Origin of the sequence: Serratia quinivorans (assembly GCF_052113645.1) — a bacterium.
In the GTDB taxonomy this organism is placed as follows: Bacteria; Pseudomonadota; Gammaproteobacteria; order Enterobacterales; family Enterobacteriaceae; genus Serratia; species Serratia quinivorans_B.
Genome location: NZ_JBIEIU010000003.1, coordinates 292783 through 311231 on the forward strand (window position 1 = coordinate 292783; position 18449 = coordinate 311231).

The 18449-nt window shown below is 57.5% G+C and carries 14 protein-coding genes; 11 read left to right on the forward strand and 3 right to left on the reverse strand.

The features are described 5' to 3' along the window. Positions 1–20 precede the first annotated feature (20 nt). Both xapA and ACGS9J_RS08730 read left to right on the forward strand, forming a co-directional pair. Positions 21–842: a xanthosine phosphorylase gene (gene xapA / locus ACGS9J_RS08725; RefSeq protein WP_442230538.1), complete on the forward strand. Its 822-nt coding sequence runs from the start codon at positions 21–23 to the stop codon at positions 840–842. 81 nt (positions 843–923) lie between these two features. Next, positions 924–2183, forward strand: coding sequence for a nucleoside permease (locus tag ACGS9J_RS08730; protein ID WP_442230539.1), 1260 nt, complete (start codon positions 924–926; stop codon positions 2181–2183). 37 nt (positions 2184–2220) lie between these two features. On the opposite strand, the gene ACGS9J_RS08735 is transcribed toward ACGS9J_RS08730, so the two are convergent. Further along, on the reverse strand, positions 2221–3108 hold the full coding sequence (locus ACGS9J_RS08735) for a PfkB family carbohydrate kinase (RefSeq protein WP_442230540.1): 888 nt from the start codon (positions 3106–3108) through the stop codon (positions 2221–2223). Positions 3109–3290: 182 nt separating this feature from the next. Here ACGS9J_RS08735 and ACGS9J_RS08740 point away from each other — a divergent pair, with 182 nt between their 5' ends. Beyond that, positions 3291–5456: a YgiQ family radical SAM protein gene (locus tag ACGS9J_RS08740; RefSeq protein ID WP_442230541.1), complete on the forward strand. Its 2166-nt coding sequence runs from the start codon at positions 3291–3293 to the stop codon at positions 5454–5456. 63 nt (positions 5457–5519) lie between these two features. Here the strand turns inward: ACGS9J_RS08740 and ACGS9J_RS08745 are convergent, their stop codons facing one another. Together ACGS9J_RS08745 and ACGS9J_RS08750 are read right to left on the reverse strand one after the other, a co-directional pair. Further along, the gene (locus ACGS9J_RS08745) at positions 5520–6125 is read right to left on the reverse strand and encodes a transglycosylase SLT domain-containing protein (protein WP_442230542.1); all 606 of its coding nucleotides are present in this window, start codon (positions 6123–6125) and stop codon (positions 5520–5522) included. Between the two features lie 37 nt (positions 6126–6162). Continuing rightward, the gene (locus ACGS9J_RS08750; protein ID WP_442230543.1) at positions 6163–7365 is read right to left on the reverse strand and encodes an ROK family protein; all 1203 of its coding nucleotides are present in this window, start codon (positions 7363–7365) and stop codon (positions 6163–6165) included. Positions 7366–7472: 107 nt separating this feature from the next. Here ACGS9J_RS08750 and ACGS9J_RS08755 point away from each other — a divergent pair, with 107 nt between their 5' ends. The 8 genes from ACGS9J_RS08755 to ACGS9J_RS08790 all read left to right on the forward strand — a co-directional run bounded on the left by ACGS9J_RS08755 (position 7473) and on the right by ACGS9J_RS08790 (position 18372). Further along, complete coding sequence (locus ACGS9J_RS08755) at positions 7473–10763, forward strand: DUF5107 domain-containing protein (RefSeq protein ID WP_442230544.1); 3291 nt, start codon at positions 7473–7475, stop codon at positions 10761–10763. 18 nt (positions 10764–10781) lie between these two features. After that, the gene (locus ACGS9J_RS08760) at positions 10782–12203 is read left to right on the forward strand and encodes a sugar porter family MFS transporter (protein WP_442230545.1); all 1422 of its coding nucleotides are present in this window, start codon (positions 10782–10784) and stop codon (positions 12201–12203) included. 157 nt (positions 12204–12360) lie between these two features. Next, entirely contained in the window at positions 12361–13350 is a 990-nt protein-coding gene (locus ACGS9J_RS08765) for a substrate-binding domain-containing protein (RefSeq protein WP_442230625.1), read from the forward strand. 14 nt (positions 13351–13364) lie between these two features. Further along, the gene (locus ACGS9J_RS08770; RefSeq protein ID WP_442230546.1) at positions 13365–14888 is read left to right on the forward strand and encodes a sugar ABC transporter ATP-binding protein; all 1524 of its coding nucleotides are present in this window, start codon (positions 13365–13367) and stop codon (positions 14886–14888) included. Positions 14889–14918: 30 nt separating this feature from the next. Beyond that, the gene (locus ACGS9J_RS08775) at positions 14919–15902 is read left to right on the forward strand and encodes an ABC transporter permease (RefSeq protein ID WP_442230547.1); all 984 of its coding nucleotides are present in this window, start codon (positions 14919–14921) and stop codon (positions 15900–15902) included. 51 nt (positions 15903–15953) lie between these two features. Next, positions 15954–17012: a zinc-dependent alcohol dehydrogenase family protein gene (locus tag ACGS9J_RS08780; protein ID WP_442230548.1), complete on the forward strand. Its 1059-nt coding sequence runs from the start codon at positions 15954–15956 to the stop codon at positions 17010–17012. Positions 17013–17026: 14 nt separating this feature from the next. Further along, positions 17027–17914, forward strand: a complete 888-nt coding sequence (locus ACGS9J_RS08785; protein WP_442230549.1) for an aldose 1-epimerase — start codon at positions 17027–17029, stop codon at positions 17912–17914. Positions 17915–18060: 146 nt separating this feature from the next. Then, positions 18061–18372: a PTS sugar transporter subunit IIB gene (locus tag ACGS9J_RS08790; protein ID WP_442230550.1), complete on the forward strand. Its 312-nt coding sequence runs from the start codon at positions 18061–18063 to the stop codon at positions 18370–18372. Positions 18373–18449: the final 77 nt, after the last annotated feature.

Genomic DNA, 18449 nt, shown 5'->3' on the forward strand with positions numbered 1-18449 from the left:
CTTCCACAGAAGAGAATACTATGTTTAATCAAGAAGATGCTTTTTCCTGTGCTGAAACTGTCCGCGCCCGCCTGCCGGGCTTCCAACCGCGAGCGGCTTTGATTCTGGGCTCCGGACTGGGGGCGCTGGCGGAGGTGATGACCGATACCCTGACCATCGACTACGCCGAGCTGCCGGGCTTCCCGGTCAGCGGCGTGGTGGGGCATGCCGGGCAACTGGTTGCCGGCTGGTTGGAAGGCGTGCCGGTGGTGTGCATGAAAGGCCGCGGTCACTACTATGAAGGGCGCGGCATGCAGGTAATGACCACCGCCGTGCGCACCTTCAAACTGCTGGGCTGCGAATTCCTGCTGGCGACCAATGCCGCCGGTTCGCTGCGCCAGTCGGTGCCGCCGGGCAGCCTGGTAGCACTCACCGATCACATCAATTTTATGCCTGAGTCGCCGCTGGTTGGCGATAACGACGAGCGTTTCGGCCCGCGTTTCTTCAGCCTGGCCAACGCCTACGATAGCGAGCTGCGCGGCCAGTTGACGCAGGTGGCGCAGCGCGTGGGCATTCCACTGGCCGAAGGGGTATTTGCCGCCTACACCGGGCCTAACTTCGAAACTCCGGCGGAAATCCGCATGATGCAAACGCTGGGCTGCGACGTGGTCGGCATGTCTATCGTGCCGGAAGTGCTCTCGGCTCGTCATTGCGGGCTGAAAGTGCTGGTGGTCTCCGCGATGACCAACTACGCCGAAGGGCTGTCCGATACGCCGTTGTCCCATGAGCAAACGCTGAGCTGTGCGGCGCTGGCGGCGGAGGACTTTATGCGCCTGATCCGTGAGTTCTTCAAAACGCTGTAACGCTGCAAATTCCCCCGCGGCAGGGTACAGGGACCTCGCCGCGTGAATCATCGTTTTAATCAGAATAATAAGGTGATGGTGATGGCAATAAAAACGCGACTGAAGGTAATGGTTTTTCTGCAGTTTTTTATTTGGGGCGCCTGGCTGGTCACACTGGGATCTTACATGATTAATACCCTGCATTTCAGCGGTCTGCAGGTGGGCATGGTGTACAGCGCCAAAGGCGTCGCGGCGCTGATTATGCCGGGGTTGGCAGGGATCCTTGCCGATCGCTGGATCCGGGCTAATTACCTGTATGCGCTGTGTCATCTGTTCGGCGCGCTTGCACTGTACTGTGCCGCCCAGGTTGAGCAGCCGATGGTCATGTTCTGGGTCATGCTGTTCAACGCCATGGTGTATATGCCGACGATTTCGCTTTCCAACGCCATTTCCTATTTCTGCCTGGAGAAGCACGGTTACGACACGGTGAAAGATTTTCCCCCGGTGCGGGTGTACGGCACCCTGGGCTTTATTGTGGCGATGTGGCTGATCGGTTTTAGCCGAATTGAACTTAGCAATATGCAGCTGTATCTGGCTTCCGGCGTATCGCTGCTGCTGGCCTGCTATTCTCTGACCCTGCCGAATTGCCCGACCAGCAAAATGGAAAAATCGAAAAGTTGGTTCAGCGTGCTGGGGCTGGATGCGCTGGTGCTATTCCGCCAGCGGCGTATGGCGCTGTTTTTCCTGTTTGCCATGCTGCTGGGGGCAGCGCTACAGGTCACCAACACCTTCGGCAACCCTTTCCTGCATGATTTTTCGAGCAACCCGTTGTATCAGGACAGCATAAGCGTCAGATACCCGGCGGTGCTGTTGTCGCTGTCACAAATCTCCGAGGTGTTCTTCATCCTCACTATTCCGTTCTTCCTGCGCCGATACGGCATCAAACAGGTGATGCTGATCAGCATGGCGGCCTGGACGCTGCGCTTCCTGTTCCTGGCCTATGGCACCCCGGTCGGTTTTGGCTTCGTACTGCTGCTGCTTTCGATGATCGTTTACGGCTGCGCCTTTGATTTCTTTAATATCTCCGGGGCTATCTTCGTTGAGAAAGAGGCCGATCACCGCATCCGCGCCAGTGCGCAGGGGTTGTTTATGACCATGGTGAACGGTATCGGTGCTTATCTGGGGGCGATAGCCAGCGGCGAAGTGGTGGATTTCTTCACCCACGACGGCGTAAAAGACTGGCAGAGCATCTGGCTGATCTTCGCGTTGTATACCTTGGTGCTGGGGATTATTTTTGCGCTGACCTTCAACTACCAGCACCGGCCGGAGGAGTACGATGGGCCGGTACAGCGAGCGCATTAGAGAAAAGGAGATGGGCGCGCGGAGCGCCCATGTTGCGTCAAGCGTCGGGGAAACGCTGTTGCAACTGTTGCCAGTCCGGCGCGCCGCTGGCGCCCTGGGTTGCCACCACGCAAGCGGCCACGCGGTTAGCCAGATCGACCGCCTGCGGCAGTGGCCAACCGGCAGAGATCCCGGCCAACAAACCGGCGCAGTGGGCATCGCCCGCCCCGAGGGTGTCGACGACGTCCACTGGATAAGCGGCCACTTGCAGCGGCGGGGTATCGCCAGTGCAAATCCAGACGCCGTCGTGGTCCAGCCGACAGATCAGCGTAATATTGTGCGCGGCGGCAAACTGCTGGGCCAGAGTGAGCGCATCGCCTGCGCCGCAGAGCGTGACCACTTCATTTCGGTTCAGCGTCAGCAGGCTGTGGCTGTCGCTGAGCATGGCGAAGAAATCTTCATCCAACTGAGCGATGCCCGGGCCGGGATCAATCAGTCGCCACTGGTCGAAGGGTAAGCGCGTTAGCCATTCGCGCACTGCCTCGCCGCTTTCTCCGGCCAACTGCTCGCCGCTGATGTAAATCAGCGTGTCTTCCATCAGGGGCAGAGTGCCTAATTGGGCTTTATTCCACTGGGTTTCGCAGCCGGGTTCGATCACCGACAGCGGCTCGCCATTGGGCTGCATCTGTGCCAGGCGGCGGCCGTTGTCCATTTGGCCATGGCGCAACAGCACCGGCAGATCCATATGCTCCATTTCGGCTTCAATCGCCGCGCCCGATACCCCATTGCCGACCGGCATGCCGTTGATCACCGGGACCTGCAGGCGTCTCAGCGCCCGCGCTACATTAAACGCGCAGCCACCTATTTTTTGCTCCTGTGTCAGCGTCACTTCAACGATAGCGCTGCCCAGGGCCAGAATCGGTTTTACTGCCAAAAACTCATTCATTGATGTCCTCCGCTGTCGGCCGGTGGGCCGAACAGAATGCGCTATGATGACCGCGCAGGCGCGTGGAGTCGAGGGATAAGCCCGCGATGATGTGGTGAAGGGGTGAAATAACCATGCTCTTTTTGTCACTAGTGCGTATAATCGCCGCCCGGCGATTAATTAACCTGTGAAAGAGCACCAGAATGAGCACTACCAGCCTGATCCAACCCGATCGTGAATTGTTTTCCTACAAGCCTTATTGGGCCGAATGTTATGGCACCGCGCCGTTCTTGCCGATGTCGCGTGAAGAGATGGATCAACTGGGCTGGGATAGCTGCGATGTGATCATTATCAGTGGTGACGCCTATGTCGACCACCCGAGTTTTGGTATGGCAATCATCGGCCGCATGTTGGAAGCGCAGGGCTTCCGCGTGGGTATCATTGCGCAGCCGGACTGGAGCAATAAAGAAGATTTCATGCGGTTGGGCAAACCGAACCTGTTCTTCGGCATCACCGCCGGCAACATGGACTCGATGATCAACCGTTATACCGCCGATCGCAAACTGCGCCACGATGATGCCTACACCGCCGGCAACGTGGGGGGCAAACGCCCGGATCGCGCGACACTGGTTTACAGCCAACGCTGCAAAGAAGCTTATAAAGACGTGCCAATCGTGCTGGGTGGCATCGAAGCCAGCCTGCGTCGCATCGCTCACTACGATTACTGGTCAGATACCGTGCGCCGTTCGGTGCTGGTGGACTCCAAAGCCGACATGCTGATTTACGGCAACGGCGAGCGCCCGTTAGTGGAAGTGGCACACCGCCTGGCCGCCGGCGAAAAAATCAGTGAGATCCACGATATCCGCAATACGGCGGTGATGCGCAAGGGCGCGTTGCCGGGTTGGACCGGCGTGGATTCTACCCGTCTGGACAAGCCGGGCCGCATTGAACCTATTCCTAATCCTTACGGCGACGATCTGCCGTGCGCCGACGGCGGCAAACCTGAGCCGGAAGCCAAGCCGGTCACCGTGCGCGCAGCCAAGCCCAGGCCGTGGGAAAAAACCTACGTGTTGCTGCCGTCTTTTGAAAAGGTGAAGGCCGACAAAGTGCTGTATGCGCATACCTCGCGTATTCTGCACCATGAAACCAACCCAGGTTGTGCCCGCGCGCTGATGCAGTCGCATGGCGACCGTTACGTGTGGATCAACCCACCGGCGATCCCGTTGACCACGCCGGAAATGGACAGCGTATTTGCCCTGCCGTACCAGCGTATTCCGCATCCGTCCTACGGCAAGGAAACCATTCCGGCCTATGACATGATCCGTTTCTCGGTAAACATCATGCGCGGTTGCTACGGCGGCTGTTCATTCTGTTCGATCACCGAGCACGAAGGGCGCATCATCCAGAGCCGTTCGGAAGACTCCATTATTCGTGAAATCGAAGAGATCCGTGACAAAGTGCCGGGCTTCACCGGGGTGATCTCCGATTTGGGCGGGCCGACCGCCAACATGTACATGCTGCGCTGCACCAATCCGCGCGCTGAGCAGACCTGCCGCCGCGCTTCGTGCGTGTATCCGGAAATCTGCACCTACATGGACACCAACCACGAGCCGACCATCAAGCTGTATCGCCGTGCACGTTCGCTGGAAGGCATCAAGAAAATCCTGATCGCGTCTGGCGTGCGTTACGATCTGGCGGTGGAAGATCCGCGTTATATCAAAGAGCTGGCCACCCACCACGTTGGCGGTTACCTGAAGATTGCTCCGGAACATACCGAAGAAGGCCCGCTGTCGAAAATGATGAAGCCGGGCATGGGTAGCTACGATCGGTTTAAACAGCTGTTTGACCATTATTCCAAGCTGGCGGGTAAAGAACAGTATCTGATCCCGTATTTCATCTCCTCGCATCCGGGCACCCGTGATGAAGACATGGTGAATCTGGCGCTGTGGCTGAAGAAAAACCGGTTCCGTCTCGATCAGGTACAGAACTTCTATCCTTCGCCGATGGCTAACTCCACCACCATGTATTACAGCGGTAAAAACCCGTTGAGCAGAGTGGGCTATAAGAGTGAAGATGTGGTGATACCGAAGGGCGATCGTCAGCGTCGTCTGCACAAGGCGTTGCTGCGTTATCACGATCCGGCCAACTGGGCGATGATCCGTACCGCGCTGGAAGAGATGGGCATGAAGCACCTGATCGGCAGCCGTCGCGAGTGTCTGGTGCCGGCACCGAGCATTGACGAACAGCGCGAAGCCAAGCGCTTGCAGCGTCATACCCGCCCGGCGCTGACCAAGCATACCGACATTACCCGTCAGCGTACGCCGTCCAATAAGCCGCCGCGCAAGCCGATTCGCAACAGCAAACCCTAACGGTTACGCCGTACGTGTAAACAAAAGGAGAACCCCAGGGTTCTCCTTTTTTGCGTTTGAAAATCAGAGCTGCTCGTAGGCCGCTTCTACTTTCATCAAGTGGCGCGGTGCCTGCGGGGCCGGGTGATATTTGCGCACATGCCAGTTAAAGGCTTCCGGCGACAGGCTGTTAATCATCGAGATGGCTTGCTGACGGTTGCTGGAGAAGGTCCGCAGCAGCGCACCGGTGCCGTTGACGTAGGCGATGATGGTGGCATAACGCAGCGTGACAGGATCGTCGATGCCTTTAAGCTGTTGTTTTTGCAGTACGGCCAGATAGGCGGCACCGAGATCGATATTGGTATCAGGATCCAGCAGATCGTCGTCGTCCGGGCAGCCGCTTTTCCCTTTGTAGCGGTAGGCGTCACAGCCGGCGGTATCGGCTTTCAACTGCATCAGGCCGATCGCGTTGGAGCGGCTTATCGCCGCCGGGTTAAAGCCGGACTCCACCTTGATCATCGCGGCGATCAGTTTTTGATCGACATCGTATTTATCCGCAGCATCTTCGATCGCATCGTCAAAGGCGTGAGCATCATAACTGGTACGCGGTTTTTTGCTGGAACAACCGGCCAGGATCAGCATCAGGCATATCACGCCTGCGCGCGACCAGAGTCGTAGGGTGGGTTTCATGGTGCTCCGTATTGTTTTTGCTGGGATAAAGTCGGCATCATAGCATCTCCGTCAGCGCCTGTTCGACATACAGATAGCCAATCCCCATCACTTGCTGCGCACGCGTCAGTTGGCCAAAGCCGATATGCGTGGCCTGAGTCTGGATCTGGTCGTGACGGTCGAAGGGGTTGAACCCGGTCTGGCTGATGATGGTCTCCAGCCAGGCCTGACCGAACCCACAGCTGCGGCCATACAGGTAAATACGGTTAATATTTAAGATATTAAGGAAGTTATACAGGCTCAGGCCAATCGCCTGAGCGGCACGTTGCACCAACACCTGCAACGCCGGATCCCCCTGATGATAGCGGGCGATCAGCTCGGCGGTGGTGGGGGTTTTAAGCCTTTCGCCTTCGGGTTGCGCTCTGGGGGTGACCTTTAGCTGGATGCGCGCCTTTTTCTTCAGTGCCGACAGCGAGGCGATGGTTTCCAGACAGCCGTAACGGCCGCAGGAACACAGGCTGCCATCGGGATCGACAATGGTGTGGCCAATCTGCCCGCTGCCGAACAGGCTACCCCGATAAATCTGCTGGTTAATCACAAACGACGAGCCGATGCCGTAATCGACGTTAATCACGCAAAAGTCCTGCGCATTGGCGTTATTTTGCCACTTTTCCGCCAACCCCAGCATCACGCAGTCGTTATCCAGTAAAACCTCGGTTTTTAGCCGTTCTTCCAACAGGTATTTTATCTCTACCGGGCCTTCCCACGGGGCTTGTGGCATACGCTGCGACACCCCGGTCAGCGGATTTACCTGCCCGTGGATCGACAGGGCAATCTTCAGCGGCATGCCCTGTTGCCGACTGTGCAGATGGTAGATTTGTACCATTTCCTGCAGCATCGCCTGCGGCGTGGTGGCGACGATCGGTTGCGGGGTGAAGTCGCTGCACGGCGTGATCAGGCCATCCACCACGATACTTTCGATCAGATAGGGCGAGACGTTCAGGCACAGGATCCGTTGCCCGGCGGCGGCGATGCGGTAACTGCCACCCCCGAGGCCACGGCGGTGCAAATTGTGGGGATCATGCTCCACCCGCTGTTCTTCCTGCAGTTCGTCGAGAATTTTGCCGACGGCGGGAATAGACAACTGCGAAAGCCGTGCCAGCGTCGATTTGCTGGCGACTTTTTCCCGATACAGCAGCGCGCACAGCACCCGTTTATTAAAATTGCGCACCCGTTGGTTATTCAACCCTTGCAATGCCATTCATTAAACCCCGTTTACTGTATTGCGTGATGGTAGCGCGTAAAGTAGCCGATTCTGTCATCTAGACTGCCTGAAACGCAACCTTCAGTATTTTTAGTGAGGAAAACATGCACGGGACAGTCAAGGTTTGGCAAGAGCAGATTGAATTACCCACCTACGGCACGGGCGAGCAGGACCCGCATCCGATGTTCCTGGAAAATCGCGTCTATCAGGGATCGTCCGGCGCGGTTTATCCCTATGGCGTCATTGACACCCTGAGCGGTGAAAAATCCCTGCGTCGCTATCAGGCGGTGTATCTGGAAAACGACTACCTGCGCGTGATGCTGTTGCCGGAGCTGGGCGGGCGTATCCATCGGGCTTACGACAAAGTGCAGCAGCGCGATTTTGTCTATCACAACGAGGTGGTGAAACCGGCGTTGGTAGGGCTGCTGGGGCCGTGGATCTCCGGGGGGATCGAATTCAACTGGCCGCAACACCACCGTCCTACCACCTACATGCCGGTGGACTGCCAGATCCAGCAGCAGGATAACGGCGCACAGACTGTTTGGTTGGGGGAAGTGGAACCGATGCGTGGGTTGCAGGTGATGGCCGGTTTCACGCTGTATCCCGACCGCGCGCTGATCGAAATCAGCGCCAGGATTTTTAATGCCAACCCGACGCCGCGCCATTTCTTGTGGTGGGCCAACCCGGCAGTGAAAGGCGGAGACGATCATCAGAGCGTGTTCCCGCCGGATGTCACCGCCGTTTTTGACCATGGTAAGCGCGATGTCTCTTCGTTCCCGATTGCCACCGGCACCTATTACAAGGTGGATTATTCGGCCGGTGTGGATATTTCGCGCTACAAGAATATCCCGGTACCGACGTCTTACATGGCGCATAAGTCGGACTATGACTTTGTCGGCGCTTACAGCCACGCTGAGCAGGGCGGTTTGCTGCACATCGCCGATCGCCATGTGTCGCCCGGCAAGAAGCAATGGAGCTGGGGCCACGGTGAGTTTGGCCAGGCCTGGGATCGCAATCTGACCGACAGCAACGGTCCGTACATTGAGCTGATGACCGGGGTTTACACCGATAACCAACCGGATTTCACCTGGCTCGATGCCTACGAAGAAAAATGCTTCGTGCAGAATTTCCTGCCTTACAACACCTTGGGCATGGTGCAGAACGCCAACACCCGTGCGGCGCTAAAACTGGAGAGCGACGGGCGGCAACTGGTGTGGGGGCTGTATGCGGTCTCACCACTGATACAGCACCGGTTGGTGATCCGCAGCGACAGCGACCAGCAACTGCTGCTCGACCGCCGTGTTGATCTCACCCCTGGGGCTGCGCTGCTGGAGACCATGACCGGCGATTTCCCCGGTCGCCTGACCATTGAATTGCAGGACGCCCAGGGCCGCAGCGTACTCAGCTATCGCCAGCATCAGGCGAGCGAAAGCACCGAATTGCCGCAGCCTGCAAAAGCGCCACTGGCGGCAGAACAGATCGCCAGCGCCGATGAAGCCTGGTTTATCGGCCAGCATCTGGAGCAATATCATCACGCCAGCCGTTCGGCGTTCGATTACTACCAGCGCGGGCTGGTGCTGGATCCGCTCGATTACCGCTGCAATCTGGCCCTGGCGACGCTGGAATATAACCGCGCCAATTTTAAACGCGCCATTGCCTATGCTGACGATGCGTTGGCACGCGCTCATCATCTCAACCGCAATCCACAGTGCGGGTTAGCCAGCCTGATCCGCGCCTGCGCCCTGGAACAATTGGGCGACGACAGTGCGGCCTATGAAGATTTTTACCGCGCTATCTGGAGCGGCAATGGCAAGCCGGGCGGCTTCTATGGCCTGGCGCGGGTGGCGGCGCGGCGTGGGGATCACCAGCAGGCGCTGGAATTGTGTGAAAACAGCCTGAGTGTTAATGCCGGCCATTATCCGCTGATCGCGCTGAAGGCGCTGCTGTTGCAACGGCTGGGCAGAGGGACGCAGAGTCTGGACTATATCGATGACCAACTCGCCGCCCGTCCGCTGCATTACAGCCTGTATTACCTGCGCTATGCGCAAACCCACGACGCCGTTGATTTACAGCGTCTGCGTGCGGTGACCGGGTGTCGCGGGATCAATGCGTTGGCCATCGCCGGCCAACTGCGTGAATGGGGAGCCAAAGAGCAGGCGATTGAGTTACTGACATTGTTGGATAGCCAGGAAACTTTGCCGCGCTATCTGTTAGCCAGCCTGCGTAAAGGTGCGGTGAGTGACGAGGAATACCAAGGGTTGTTGGCGCAGGCGCGCGACAGCTTTACCCAGCAGGTCCGTTTCCCCAATACCCTGACCGAAGTGCAGATGCTGAGCCAACTGCCGGAGTGCGATTTTGCGCAGTACCTGCTGGCCTGTTTCCATTACAGCAAGCGCAACTACCCGCAGGCGGTGGCGCTGTGGCAACAGTGTGTGGAGCGGCAACCGACATTCGCCGACGCCTGGCGCAATCTGGGTATCTACGCCTTCAATAAGCTCAAACAGCATGATGTAGCACTTGCCCACCTGCAGCGGGCCTTCGCCTTGCAGCCTGATGACGCTCGTCTGCTGTTTGAACTGGATCAACTGAACAAACGCCTCGGCACCACCCCGGAACAGCGGCTGACTCTGTTGGAACAATATTTGCCGGTGGTCGCCCGACGGGACGACCTTACCGCCGAACTGCTGAGCCTTTATAACCAGTGCGATCGCTTGAGTGACGCGCAACGCATCCTGCAACAGCGTGAATTCCATCCGTGGGAAGGCGGCGAAGGCAAGGTGACCGGCCAGTATCTGATCAATCTGCAGCGGCAGGCATTTCAGGCACTGCAACAGGGGGAGCCACAGCAGGCGCATGATTTGCTTCAGTCGGCGTTGCACTACCCACCCAATCTGGGAGAGGGGCGGCTGGCGGGGCAAAGCGATAACGATATCTACTATTGGCTGGGTATCTGCGCCGCCCGACAGGGAAAACTCGACGCGGCCGCCGGCTACTGGCAACAGGCCTGCGATGGCCACAGCGACCTGACGGAAAGCCGCTACTACAACGACCAACCGGTGGATTACTTGTTCTATCGCGGTATGGCGCTTAAGCAACAGGGGCAGTCGGCACAGGCCGAACAACAGTTCACCCAAATGCAGCAATGGGCAAGCCAGCAGTCTGAGGTGTCGCCTGGCGCCGATTTCTTCGCCGTATCGTTACCGGATCTGATGGCGTTGGACAACGACCTGCAACAGGCGCATCAACAGCACTGCCTGTTGGTGACGGCATTAGCGCAATTGGGCTTAGGGCAGTTAACGGCGGCGCAGCAGACGTTGAGCGAGCTGCTGGTGGTAAATCCTGCGCATGACAAAGCGCGTTTATTCAGCGTACTGGCCGAGGCTTTAGCCAACTGACGCCGCAAGGGGACCAATGTGACGAATAAACTGAACATGCCCTATGTCTGGACTATCTGCCTGGTCGCCGCTTGCGGCGGCCTGCTGTTCGGCTACGACTGGGTGGTGATAGGCGGGGCCAAGCCCTTCTACGAGGCTTATTTTGGCATCACCGATCCCGCGCAATCCGGCTGGGCGATGAGTTCGGCGCTGGTGGGCTGTATTTTCGGCGCGGTGATCTCGGGCCTGTTATCGGATCGTTTTGGCCGCAAGCTGCCGCTGGCGATTGCCGCTTTAACCTTTGTGATCTCGGCCTGGGGCACCGCAGTGGCCACCAGTTTTGATGCCTTTATCCTTTACCGCATTGTCGGCGGGGTTGGTATTGGTTTGGCTTCGGCGCTGTCGCCGGTGTATATCGCCGAAATCAGCCCGGCGGCGCAGCGAGGTCGCTTTGTTGCGGTGAACCAATTAACCATCGTGATTGGGGTGCTGGCGGCGCAGTTGATCAACCTGTTGATCGCCGATCCGGTGGTGGCCAATGCCGGTCAGGCGGAACTGCTGGCGAGCTGGAACGGACAGGTCGGCTGGCGCTATATGTTTGGTGCCGAGCTGGTGCCGGCACTGGCTTTCCTGCTGCTGATGCTGGCCGTGCCGGAGTCGCCGCGTTGGTTGGCGAAGGTCGGCCGCCATGAGCAGGCACAGAAGGTATTGCGGCGGATCGGCAATGAAGGCTATGCGGAGCAAACGCTGGCGGAAATCCGCCATACGCTGGACAAGGACAGCAGTAAGGTGCCGCTCAGCGCGCTGTTACGCAGCGATGTGCGACCGGTGCTGGTGATCGGCATTGTGTTGGCGGTCTTCCAGCAGTGGTGCGGCATCAATGTGATCTTTAACTATGCGCAGGAGATCTTCGCTTCGGCAGGGTTTGATATTAACGATACGTTGAAGTCGATCGTCGCCACCGGGTTGATCAACCTGATCTTCACCTTGCTGGCCTTACCGCTGGTGGATCGCATTGGTCGACGCCGGCTGATGTTGATCGGTGCCTGCGGATTAACGGTGATCTACCTGCTGATGGCCGCGGCTTACGCCTATGGTTTGCTGGGCTTGCCGGTCCTGCTGCTGGTGTTGGTCGCCATTGCTATCTATGCCGTCACGCTCGCCCCGGTGACCTGGGTGCTGCTGTCCGAAATCTTCCCCAACCGCATTCGCGGCACGGCGATGGCCGCAGGTACCTTTGCGCTGTGGGTAGCCTGTTTTGTTCTGACCTATAGCTTCCCGTTGCTGAATGCGGCATTGGGCGCGGCGGGCAGCTTCCTGTTGTATGGCGCGATTTGCCTGGCCGGAATGGTGTTCATCTACGCCAGAGTGCCGGAAACCAAAGGTATTACGCTGGAGGCGCTGGAAGAGCAACTCAGCGCAGCAGGCGTTACCGCCGCCAGGGAGAAAGAGTTTACTTAACCCTGTTTAGTTTAATGCGTGATCCTGTGGCGGTAAGTAATCAGCTTGATCATTTAGTGTAATGAGTCTGTGCTCCGCCTGATGGCGAACAGCGGTAAAGCCCTCAGGCGGGATAATAAAAATAGGCAGCAAGAGGTTAATCAACATTAACTGGAGAATAACGATGTTGCTAAAAAAAATAAAACACGTGCTGTTAGCCATTACCGGGGGCCTGATTATTTGCAGTGCAGGCGCACAGGCTAAAAATGACAAAACCACCCTCGGCGCTATTTATCTCGATACCCAGGGGTATTACGCCGGGGTCCGCTGGGGCGTGCAAGACGGCGCCGCCAGGGACAAGGGGAAAATCGAAATCATAGAAACCAATGCGCAGGGGGATGTTTCTAAAGAAAGTTCGTTTATCGATACCATGATTGCACGCGACGTGAATGCCATCGTGCTCTCTGCCGTTTCGGTCAATGGCAGCGTGCGGGCTATCAAACGCGCCAACGAAGCGAATATTCCGGTGATTTGTTACAACACCTGCATTAACGAGAAAGGCGTGGATAACTATGTTTATGCCTATCTGGTGGGTGATCCCTATGAGTTTGGCAAAAAGCTGGGCAATACCGCCGCCGATTACTTTATTGAAAAGAAAATAACCGAACCGGCTATTGCGGTCATCAACTGCGAAGCTTTCGAGGTGTGCGTCCAACGGCGTAAAGGTTTTGAGGAGGCGCTAAAAGCGAAAGTGCCGGGCATGAAAATCGTCGCCAATCAGGAAGGCACCGTGCTGGATAAGGCAATCTCTGTCGGTGAGAAACTGTTGATCTCCTCCGGAACCGTCGATGCCATTTTCGGCGAGTCCGGTGGTGCCACGCTCGGCGCGGTTAAAGCCGTGCGTAACCAGAACAAGGTCGGTCAAACGGTGGTCTTCGGCTCGGACATGACCACCGAAATCGCGCAGGAACTGGTAAATCGTCAGGTTCTGCAGGCGGTGGTGGATATCTCTGGCAAGAAAATGGGGGCGTTGGTCTTTACTCAGGCGATGAACGCCATCAACCACCGGCCGGTCGGTCAAAAGGTGGTGCAGGTGCCGATCGATCTCTACGCCTCGTCGCAGAGTGCCACTGATTGGTTGGCCACTCATAAAGACGGTTTACCTTAATGTCGGTGACTCCCATGAGCGACAGGGCCTTAAACGAAGTGGCGCAACAACCGGTGGTGGCCCGCATTCAATCCGGGCATAAACGTTACCCGGGCGTGGTGGCGCTGCAAGATGTGAATTTTACCCTGCGCCGCGGCGAGGTGCGTGCCCTGCTGGGGAAAAACGGGGCGGGCAAGTCCACGTTGATCCGCATGCTGACCGGCAGTGAGCGGCCGGACGCCGGGCAGGTCTTTATCGGCGACCAGTTGCTGGAGGGGCCAGAGGCGCTGTTGACCCGTCGGGCGGGTGAGCTCGGCGTGCGGGCGGTGTATCAGGAGTTAAGCCTGATACAGGACATGAGCGTGGCGGAAAACCTGTGTCTGGGCGCCTGGCCGCAGCGCGCTGGAGTGATCGACGCGCAGGGCATGATGACGCAGGCACAGCTTGCGCTGGCGCTGCTCGGGGTGGATATCGATCCCCAACAATGGGTCCGCGATCTCAGCCCGGCGCAGCAGCAACTGGTGGAGATCGCCCGGGCCTGTCAGGGGGATCCCAAAGTGGTGATCCTCGACGAGCCGACCAGTTCGCTGGCCAACGCCGAAGCCGATCTGGTGGCGGCAGCGGTGATGCGCCTTTCCGCCGCGGGGATTGCGGTGGTGTATGTCAGCCACCGAATGAATGAGATCCGGCGGCTGGCGACGTCCTGCACCATTATGCGCGACGGCCGCGTGGCCGGTGACGTGGTGCTGGACAACACCTCCACCCAGCAAATAGTCGATCTGATGCTGGGCCATCAGGATCATCACACGCAATCGGTGACGGCTCCGGCGGGTGGCGAAACGGTGTTTGAGGTAAGGCAGTTATCGCTGCCACCCAAATTGCGGCAGGTCAGTTTTGAGCTGCGGCGCGGTGAAGTGCTGGGCATTGCCGGGTTGCTGGGGGCAGGCCGCAGTGAATTGCTGAAAGCCATTGTTGGCCTGACGCCGTTCAGCGACGGCGAACTGGTGCTGGACGGGGAGACGCTGCTCTCCCCGAAGTACGCCGAAATGCTCAAACGCGGTATGGCTTACACGCCGGAAAACCGGAAGGCGGAGGGCATCATGCCGTTGCTGGGCGTGGATGAAAATACCGTGATGACCGACAGCCGTTCGGTAAGTCGCTTTGGCGTACTGAACTGGCCGAAGATTAAGCAAGCAACCTCGACGATCGTCAGCCGCATGCGGGTGAAAACCGCGCAAACCGACACGCCAGTCATGACGCTCTCCGGCGGCAACCAGCAGAAGGTGGTGATTGGGCGCTGGGTTTACGCCAGAAGCCGGATCTTGCTGCTGGATGAGCCGACGCGCGGCGTGGATGTTGAAGCGAAAAACCAAATCTATCGCATTGCGCGTGAACTGGCGGCGGAGGGGAAAAGCATTATTTTCGTGTCGAGCGAAGTGGAGGAGTTGCCCCAGGTTTGCGACCGGATCTTATTGTTGCAGCAGGGAACGATAGTGAAGGAATTTATCTCACCCGTGGACGTTGAACAACTGATGTCTGAAGTGCTGATGATCCAATAATTCTGCCCGAACGCGAAGGCATCGGAGGTAATGACAATGTCCACATTGGTACCGGAAGTAAAAATAGCCAAAACCCGCAAATTATCGAAACACGCCAATGAGCTTGGCCTGTTGGCGATTATTGTTGTGCTGTATCTGGTATTTTCCATTTATGCCACCGGGTTTATTTCTCTGAATAACCAAATGAATATTCTACGCGATGCCGCCACTATCGGTATTGCCGCCTGGGCCATGACGCTGATTATTATTTCCGGCGAAATCGACGTCAGCGTCGGCCCGATGGTGGCCTTTATTTCGGTGATCCTGGCTTATTTAATGCAATACCAAATCCCGCTGCCGTTCGCGCTGATATTGGCCCTGTGCCTGGGGGCGGCGTTGGGGTCGGTCGCCGGGGTGCTGCGCGGTAGGTTCAACGTGCCGAGCTTTGTCGCCACGTTGGGATTATGGAGCGCATTGCGCGGCATGGGGTTGTTTATGACCAATGCCTTGCCGGTACCGATCGACGAAAACGCGGTGCTGGACTGGTTGGGCGGACAGGTGTTGGGGCTGCCGGTTTCGGCGGTGATCATGCTGATCCTGTTTGTGGTCTTTCAGTTTATCAGCAAGAAAACCGCCTTTGGCCGCTCGGTGTACGCCATTGGCGGCAATGCCAGTGCTGCTCAACTGTGCGGGATTAACGTCAAACGCATTCGCGTGCTGCTATTCACCCTAGCCGGTTTACTGGCCGCCGTCACCGGTATTCTGCTGGCGGCGCGTTTGGGCTCCGGCAATGCCGGGGCGGCCAGCGGCCTGGAATTTGACGTGATTGCCGCCGTCGTGGTGGGCGGCACGGCGTTGTCCGGCGGGCGCGGATCGATGCTCGGCACCCTGCTCGGCGTACTGGTGATCACCCTGATTGGCAACGGCTTGGTGTTGCTGGGAATTAACTCCTTTTTCCAGCAGGTGGTCAGAGGGGTGATTATCGTTCTGGCGGTGCTGGCCAATATTATTGTGATGCAAAAGAACAGTAAGTAATAGCCTCACAGGTCACGAAAAATAACGCATTAAATCTGGAAGGAAAATAGTATGGGAAAAATGTTGGCGGCTTATTTACCCGGAAACGCCACGGCAGAATTGCGCGAGGTGGATATTCCACAGCCGGGCATTGGCCAGGTATTAATTAAAATGAAATCGTCCGGTATTTGCGGCAGCGATATTCATTATATTTATCATCAGCACCGTGGTACGGCGGCCGCACCGGATCAGCCTTTGTACCGGGGATTTATTAACGGCCATGAGCCGTGCGGCCAGATCGTCGCGCTGGGGGCCGGCTGCCGCCACTTCCGCGAGAACGACCGCGTGCTGGTTTACCATATTTCCGGCTGCGGCTTTTGCAGTAACTGTCGCCGCGGCTATCCCATTTCCTGCACCGGTGTGGGCAAGGCCGCCTATGGCTGGCAGCGGGATGGCGGCCATGCTGATTACCTGCTGGCAGAAGAAAAAGATCTGATCCATCTGCCGGAGTCGCTCAGCTATGAAGACGGCGCTTTTATCTCCTGCGGGGTCGGCACGGCTTATGAAGGCATTGTGCGCGGCGAGGTGTCCGGCAGCGATCACGTGCTGGTGGTGGGACTGGGCCCGGTCGGCATGATGGCGATGATGCTGGCGAAGGGACGCGGGGCAAAAACGGTGATTGGCGTCGATGTTATCCCGGAACGTTTGGCGACCGCGAAACGGCTGGGGCTGATGGATCACGGTTTTTTGACCGGCGAGGGCGTGACGGAGCGCATTCGCGAATTGACCGCGGGCGGTGCCAACGTCACCCTCGACTGTTCCGGCAATGCCAAAGGGCGCCTGCTGGCGCTGCAGGCCTCTTCGGACTGGGGAAGGGTTGTCTACATCGGTGAAACCGGCAAGGTGGAGTTTGAAGTCAGCGCAGACCTGATGCATCACCAGCGGCGGATCATCGGCTCCTGGGTCACCAGCCTGCACCATATGGAAAAATGCTGCACCGATCTGCACGACTGGAAAATGCATCCGCATCAGGCCATTACCCACCGCTTTAAACTCGAGCAGGCCGATGAAGCTTATGCGCTGATGGCTTCCGGGCAGTGCGGCAAAGTGGTGATTAACTTCGCCGATTAACGTCTGGGGGCACTATGGCACTGTTTAGTTTGGATAACGGCTTCGTCTCGCTGGTGGTGTCCTCGTTGGGCGGCAGCGTATTGAAATTTACCGCACAGGGGCCGGAGGGCGAGATCCCGCTGCTGCGGCCTGCGACAGTGAGTGACGCCACGCCGGCGCTGCAATCGGGGTGCTTTCCTCTGGTCCCTTTCGGCAATCGGGTCAATCAAAACCGCTTCAGCTTCGAACAACAAGACTACCGGCTCAGCGCCAATACCGACTGGGATCGGCACTATCTGCATGGCGACGCCTGGCTGCAGCAATGGGAATGTGTTGAGCAAGGTCCTGGCCTCATCCACCTGCGTTATCAGCATGCGGATGGCCCTTACTGTTACCGGGTAGATCAGTATTTCACCCTGCATCAGTACCAACTCAGTATCGAATTGGCGGTGGAGCACACCGGCGAAAGGCCAATGCCCTATGGGTTGGGTTGGCATCCGTACTTCCCGTTAACGGAGCGCACTCAGATACAGGCCTCCGCCGGGGCCTACTGGCTGGAGGCCGAAGACTGGTTGGCGGGCGAGTCGACGGCACTGACCAAGGAGATGGATTTCACCCGGCCTGGGCCGTTGCCGCGCCATTGGGTGAATAACGGCTTCAGCGGCTGGAACGGCGAGGCGCTGATCCAGTGGCCGGAGCAGGGGGCCCGGTTACGGATGAACACTCAGCCTGCTTGCCCGGTTTATTTCCTGTTTGTCTCGGATCCCGCGTTCGATCCGGGTTATCAATTCGACTTTTTCTGCCTGGAACCCATGTCTCACGCCGCCAACGGCCATAATATGGCTGGCCTCGGCGGGCTGCGCCGCCTGGCCAAAGGGGAGCGGTTCACCCAGACTATGCTGCTCAGTTATTCAGCCGATTAAGTCCGAAAATTAAAATTCGGATCTCCTTCACAGAACCCGTTTAAACCCTGTAACCGGTTACTGAAACCGGTTGCGGTTTTTTCGTTTTTGAAACCATACTCATTCTTCAACTGAATCATTTGTACCTATTAATGGCAGGAGAACGGATGAAAAAAATATTCTTATGCTGCGCCGCCGGGATGTCGACCAGTATGGTGGTGAATAAAATGAAAAAGTCTGCTGAAGAGCAGGGTATTGAGGTTGATATTATTGCCGTCGGCCTGGAGGAATTTGAATCCACGCTGGCGAATTACCAATGCTGCCTGCTGGGGCCACAGATTAAATATAAGCTGGCCGATTTTAAAAAGATTGCCGACAGGGAAAATAAACCGATAGCGGTGATAAACAGCATGGATTACGGCATGATGCGCGGCGATAAGATTCTTGCCGAAGCCTTACAGATGATCGCACAACACTGATCCCGCCTGGGGCCGCCGGTATCAGCCTGTTTGCGCCGGCTTTCCCGTCCTGTGACCTTTGACTCAGAACATCCCGA

Coding starts and splice junctions, on each gene's coding strand:
- ACGS9J_RS08740 (WP_442230541.1), top strand. CDS start 3,291: ATGAGCACTACCAGCCTGATCCAACCCGATCGTGAATTGTTTTCCTAC.
- ACGS9J_RS08755 (WP_442230544.1), top strand. CDS start 7,473: ATGCACGGGACAGTCAAGGTTTGGCAAGAGCAGATTGAATTACCCACC.
- ACGS9J_RS08775 (WP_442230547.1), top strand. CDS start 14,919: ATGACAATGTCCACATTGGTACCGGAAGTAAAAATAGCCAAAACCCGC.
- ACGS9J_RS08780 (WP_442230548.1), top strand. CDS start 15,954: ATGGGAAAAATGTTGGCGGCTTATTTACCCGGAAACGCCACGGCAGAA.
- xapA (WP_442230538.1), top strand. CDS start 21: ATGTTTAATCAAGAAGATGCTTTTTCCTGTGCTGAAACTGTCCGCGCC.
- ACGS9J_RS08770 (WP_442230546.1), top strand. CDS start 13,365: ATGAGCGACAGGGCCTTAAACGAAGTGGCGCAACAACCGGTGGTGGCC.
- ACGS9J_RS08790 (WP_442230550.1), top strand. CDS start 18,061: ATGAAAAAAATATTCTTATGCTGCGCCGCCGGGATGTCGACCAGTATG.
- ACGS9J_RS08735 (WP_442230540.1), bottom strand. CDS start 3,108: ATGAATGAGTTTTTGGCAGTAAAACCGATTCTGGCCCTGGGCAGCGCT.
- ACGS9J_RS08745 (WP_442230542.1), bottom strand. CDS start 6,125: ATGAAACCCACCCTACGACTCTGGTCGCGCGCAGGCGTGATATGCCTG.
- ACGS9J_RS08750 (WP_442230543.1), bottom strand. CDS start 7,365: ATGGCATTGCAAGGGTTGAATAACCAACGGGTGCGCAATTTTAATAAA.
- ACGS9J_RS08785 (WP_442230549.1), top strand. CDS start 17,027: ATGGCACTGTTTAGTTTGGATAACGGCTTCGTCTCGCTGGTGGTGTCC.
- ACGS9J_RS08730 (WP_442230539.1), top strand. CDS start 924: ATGGCAATAAAAACGCGACTGAAGGTAATGGTTTTTCTGCAGTTTTTT.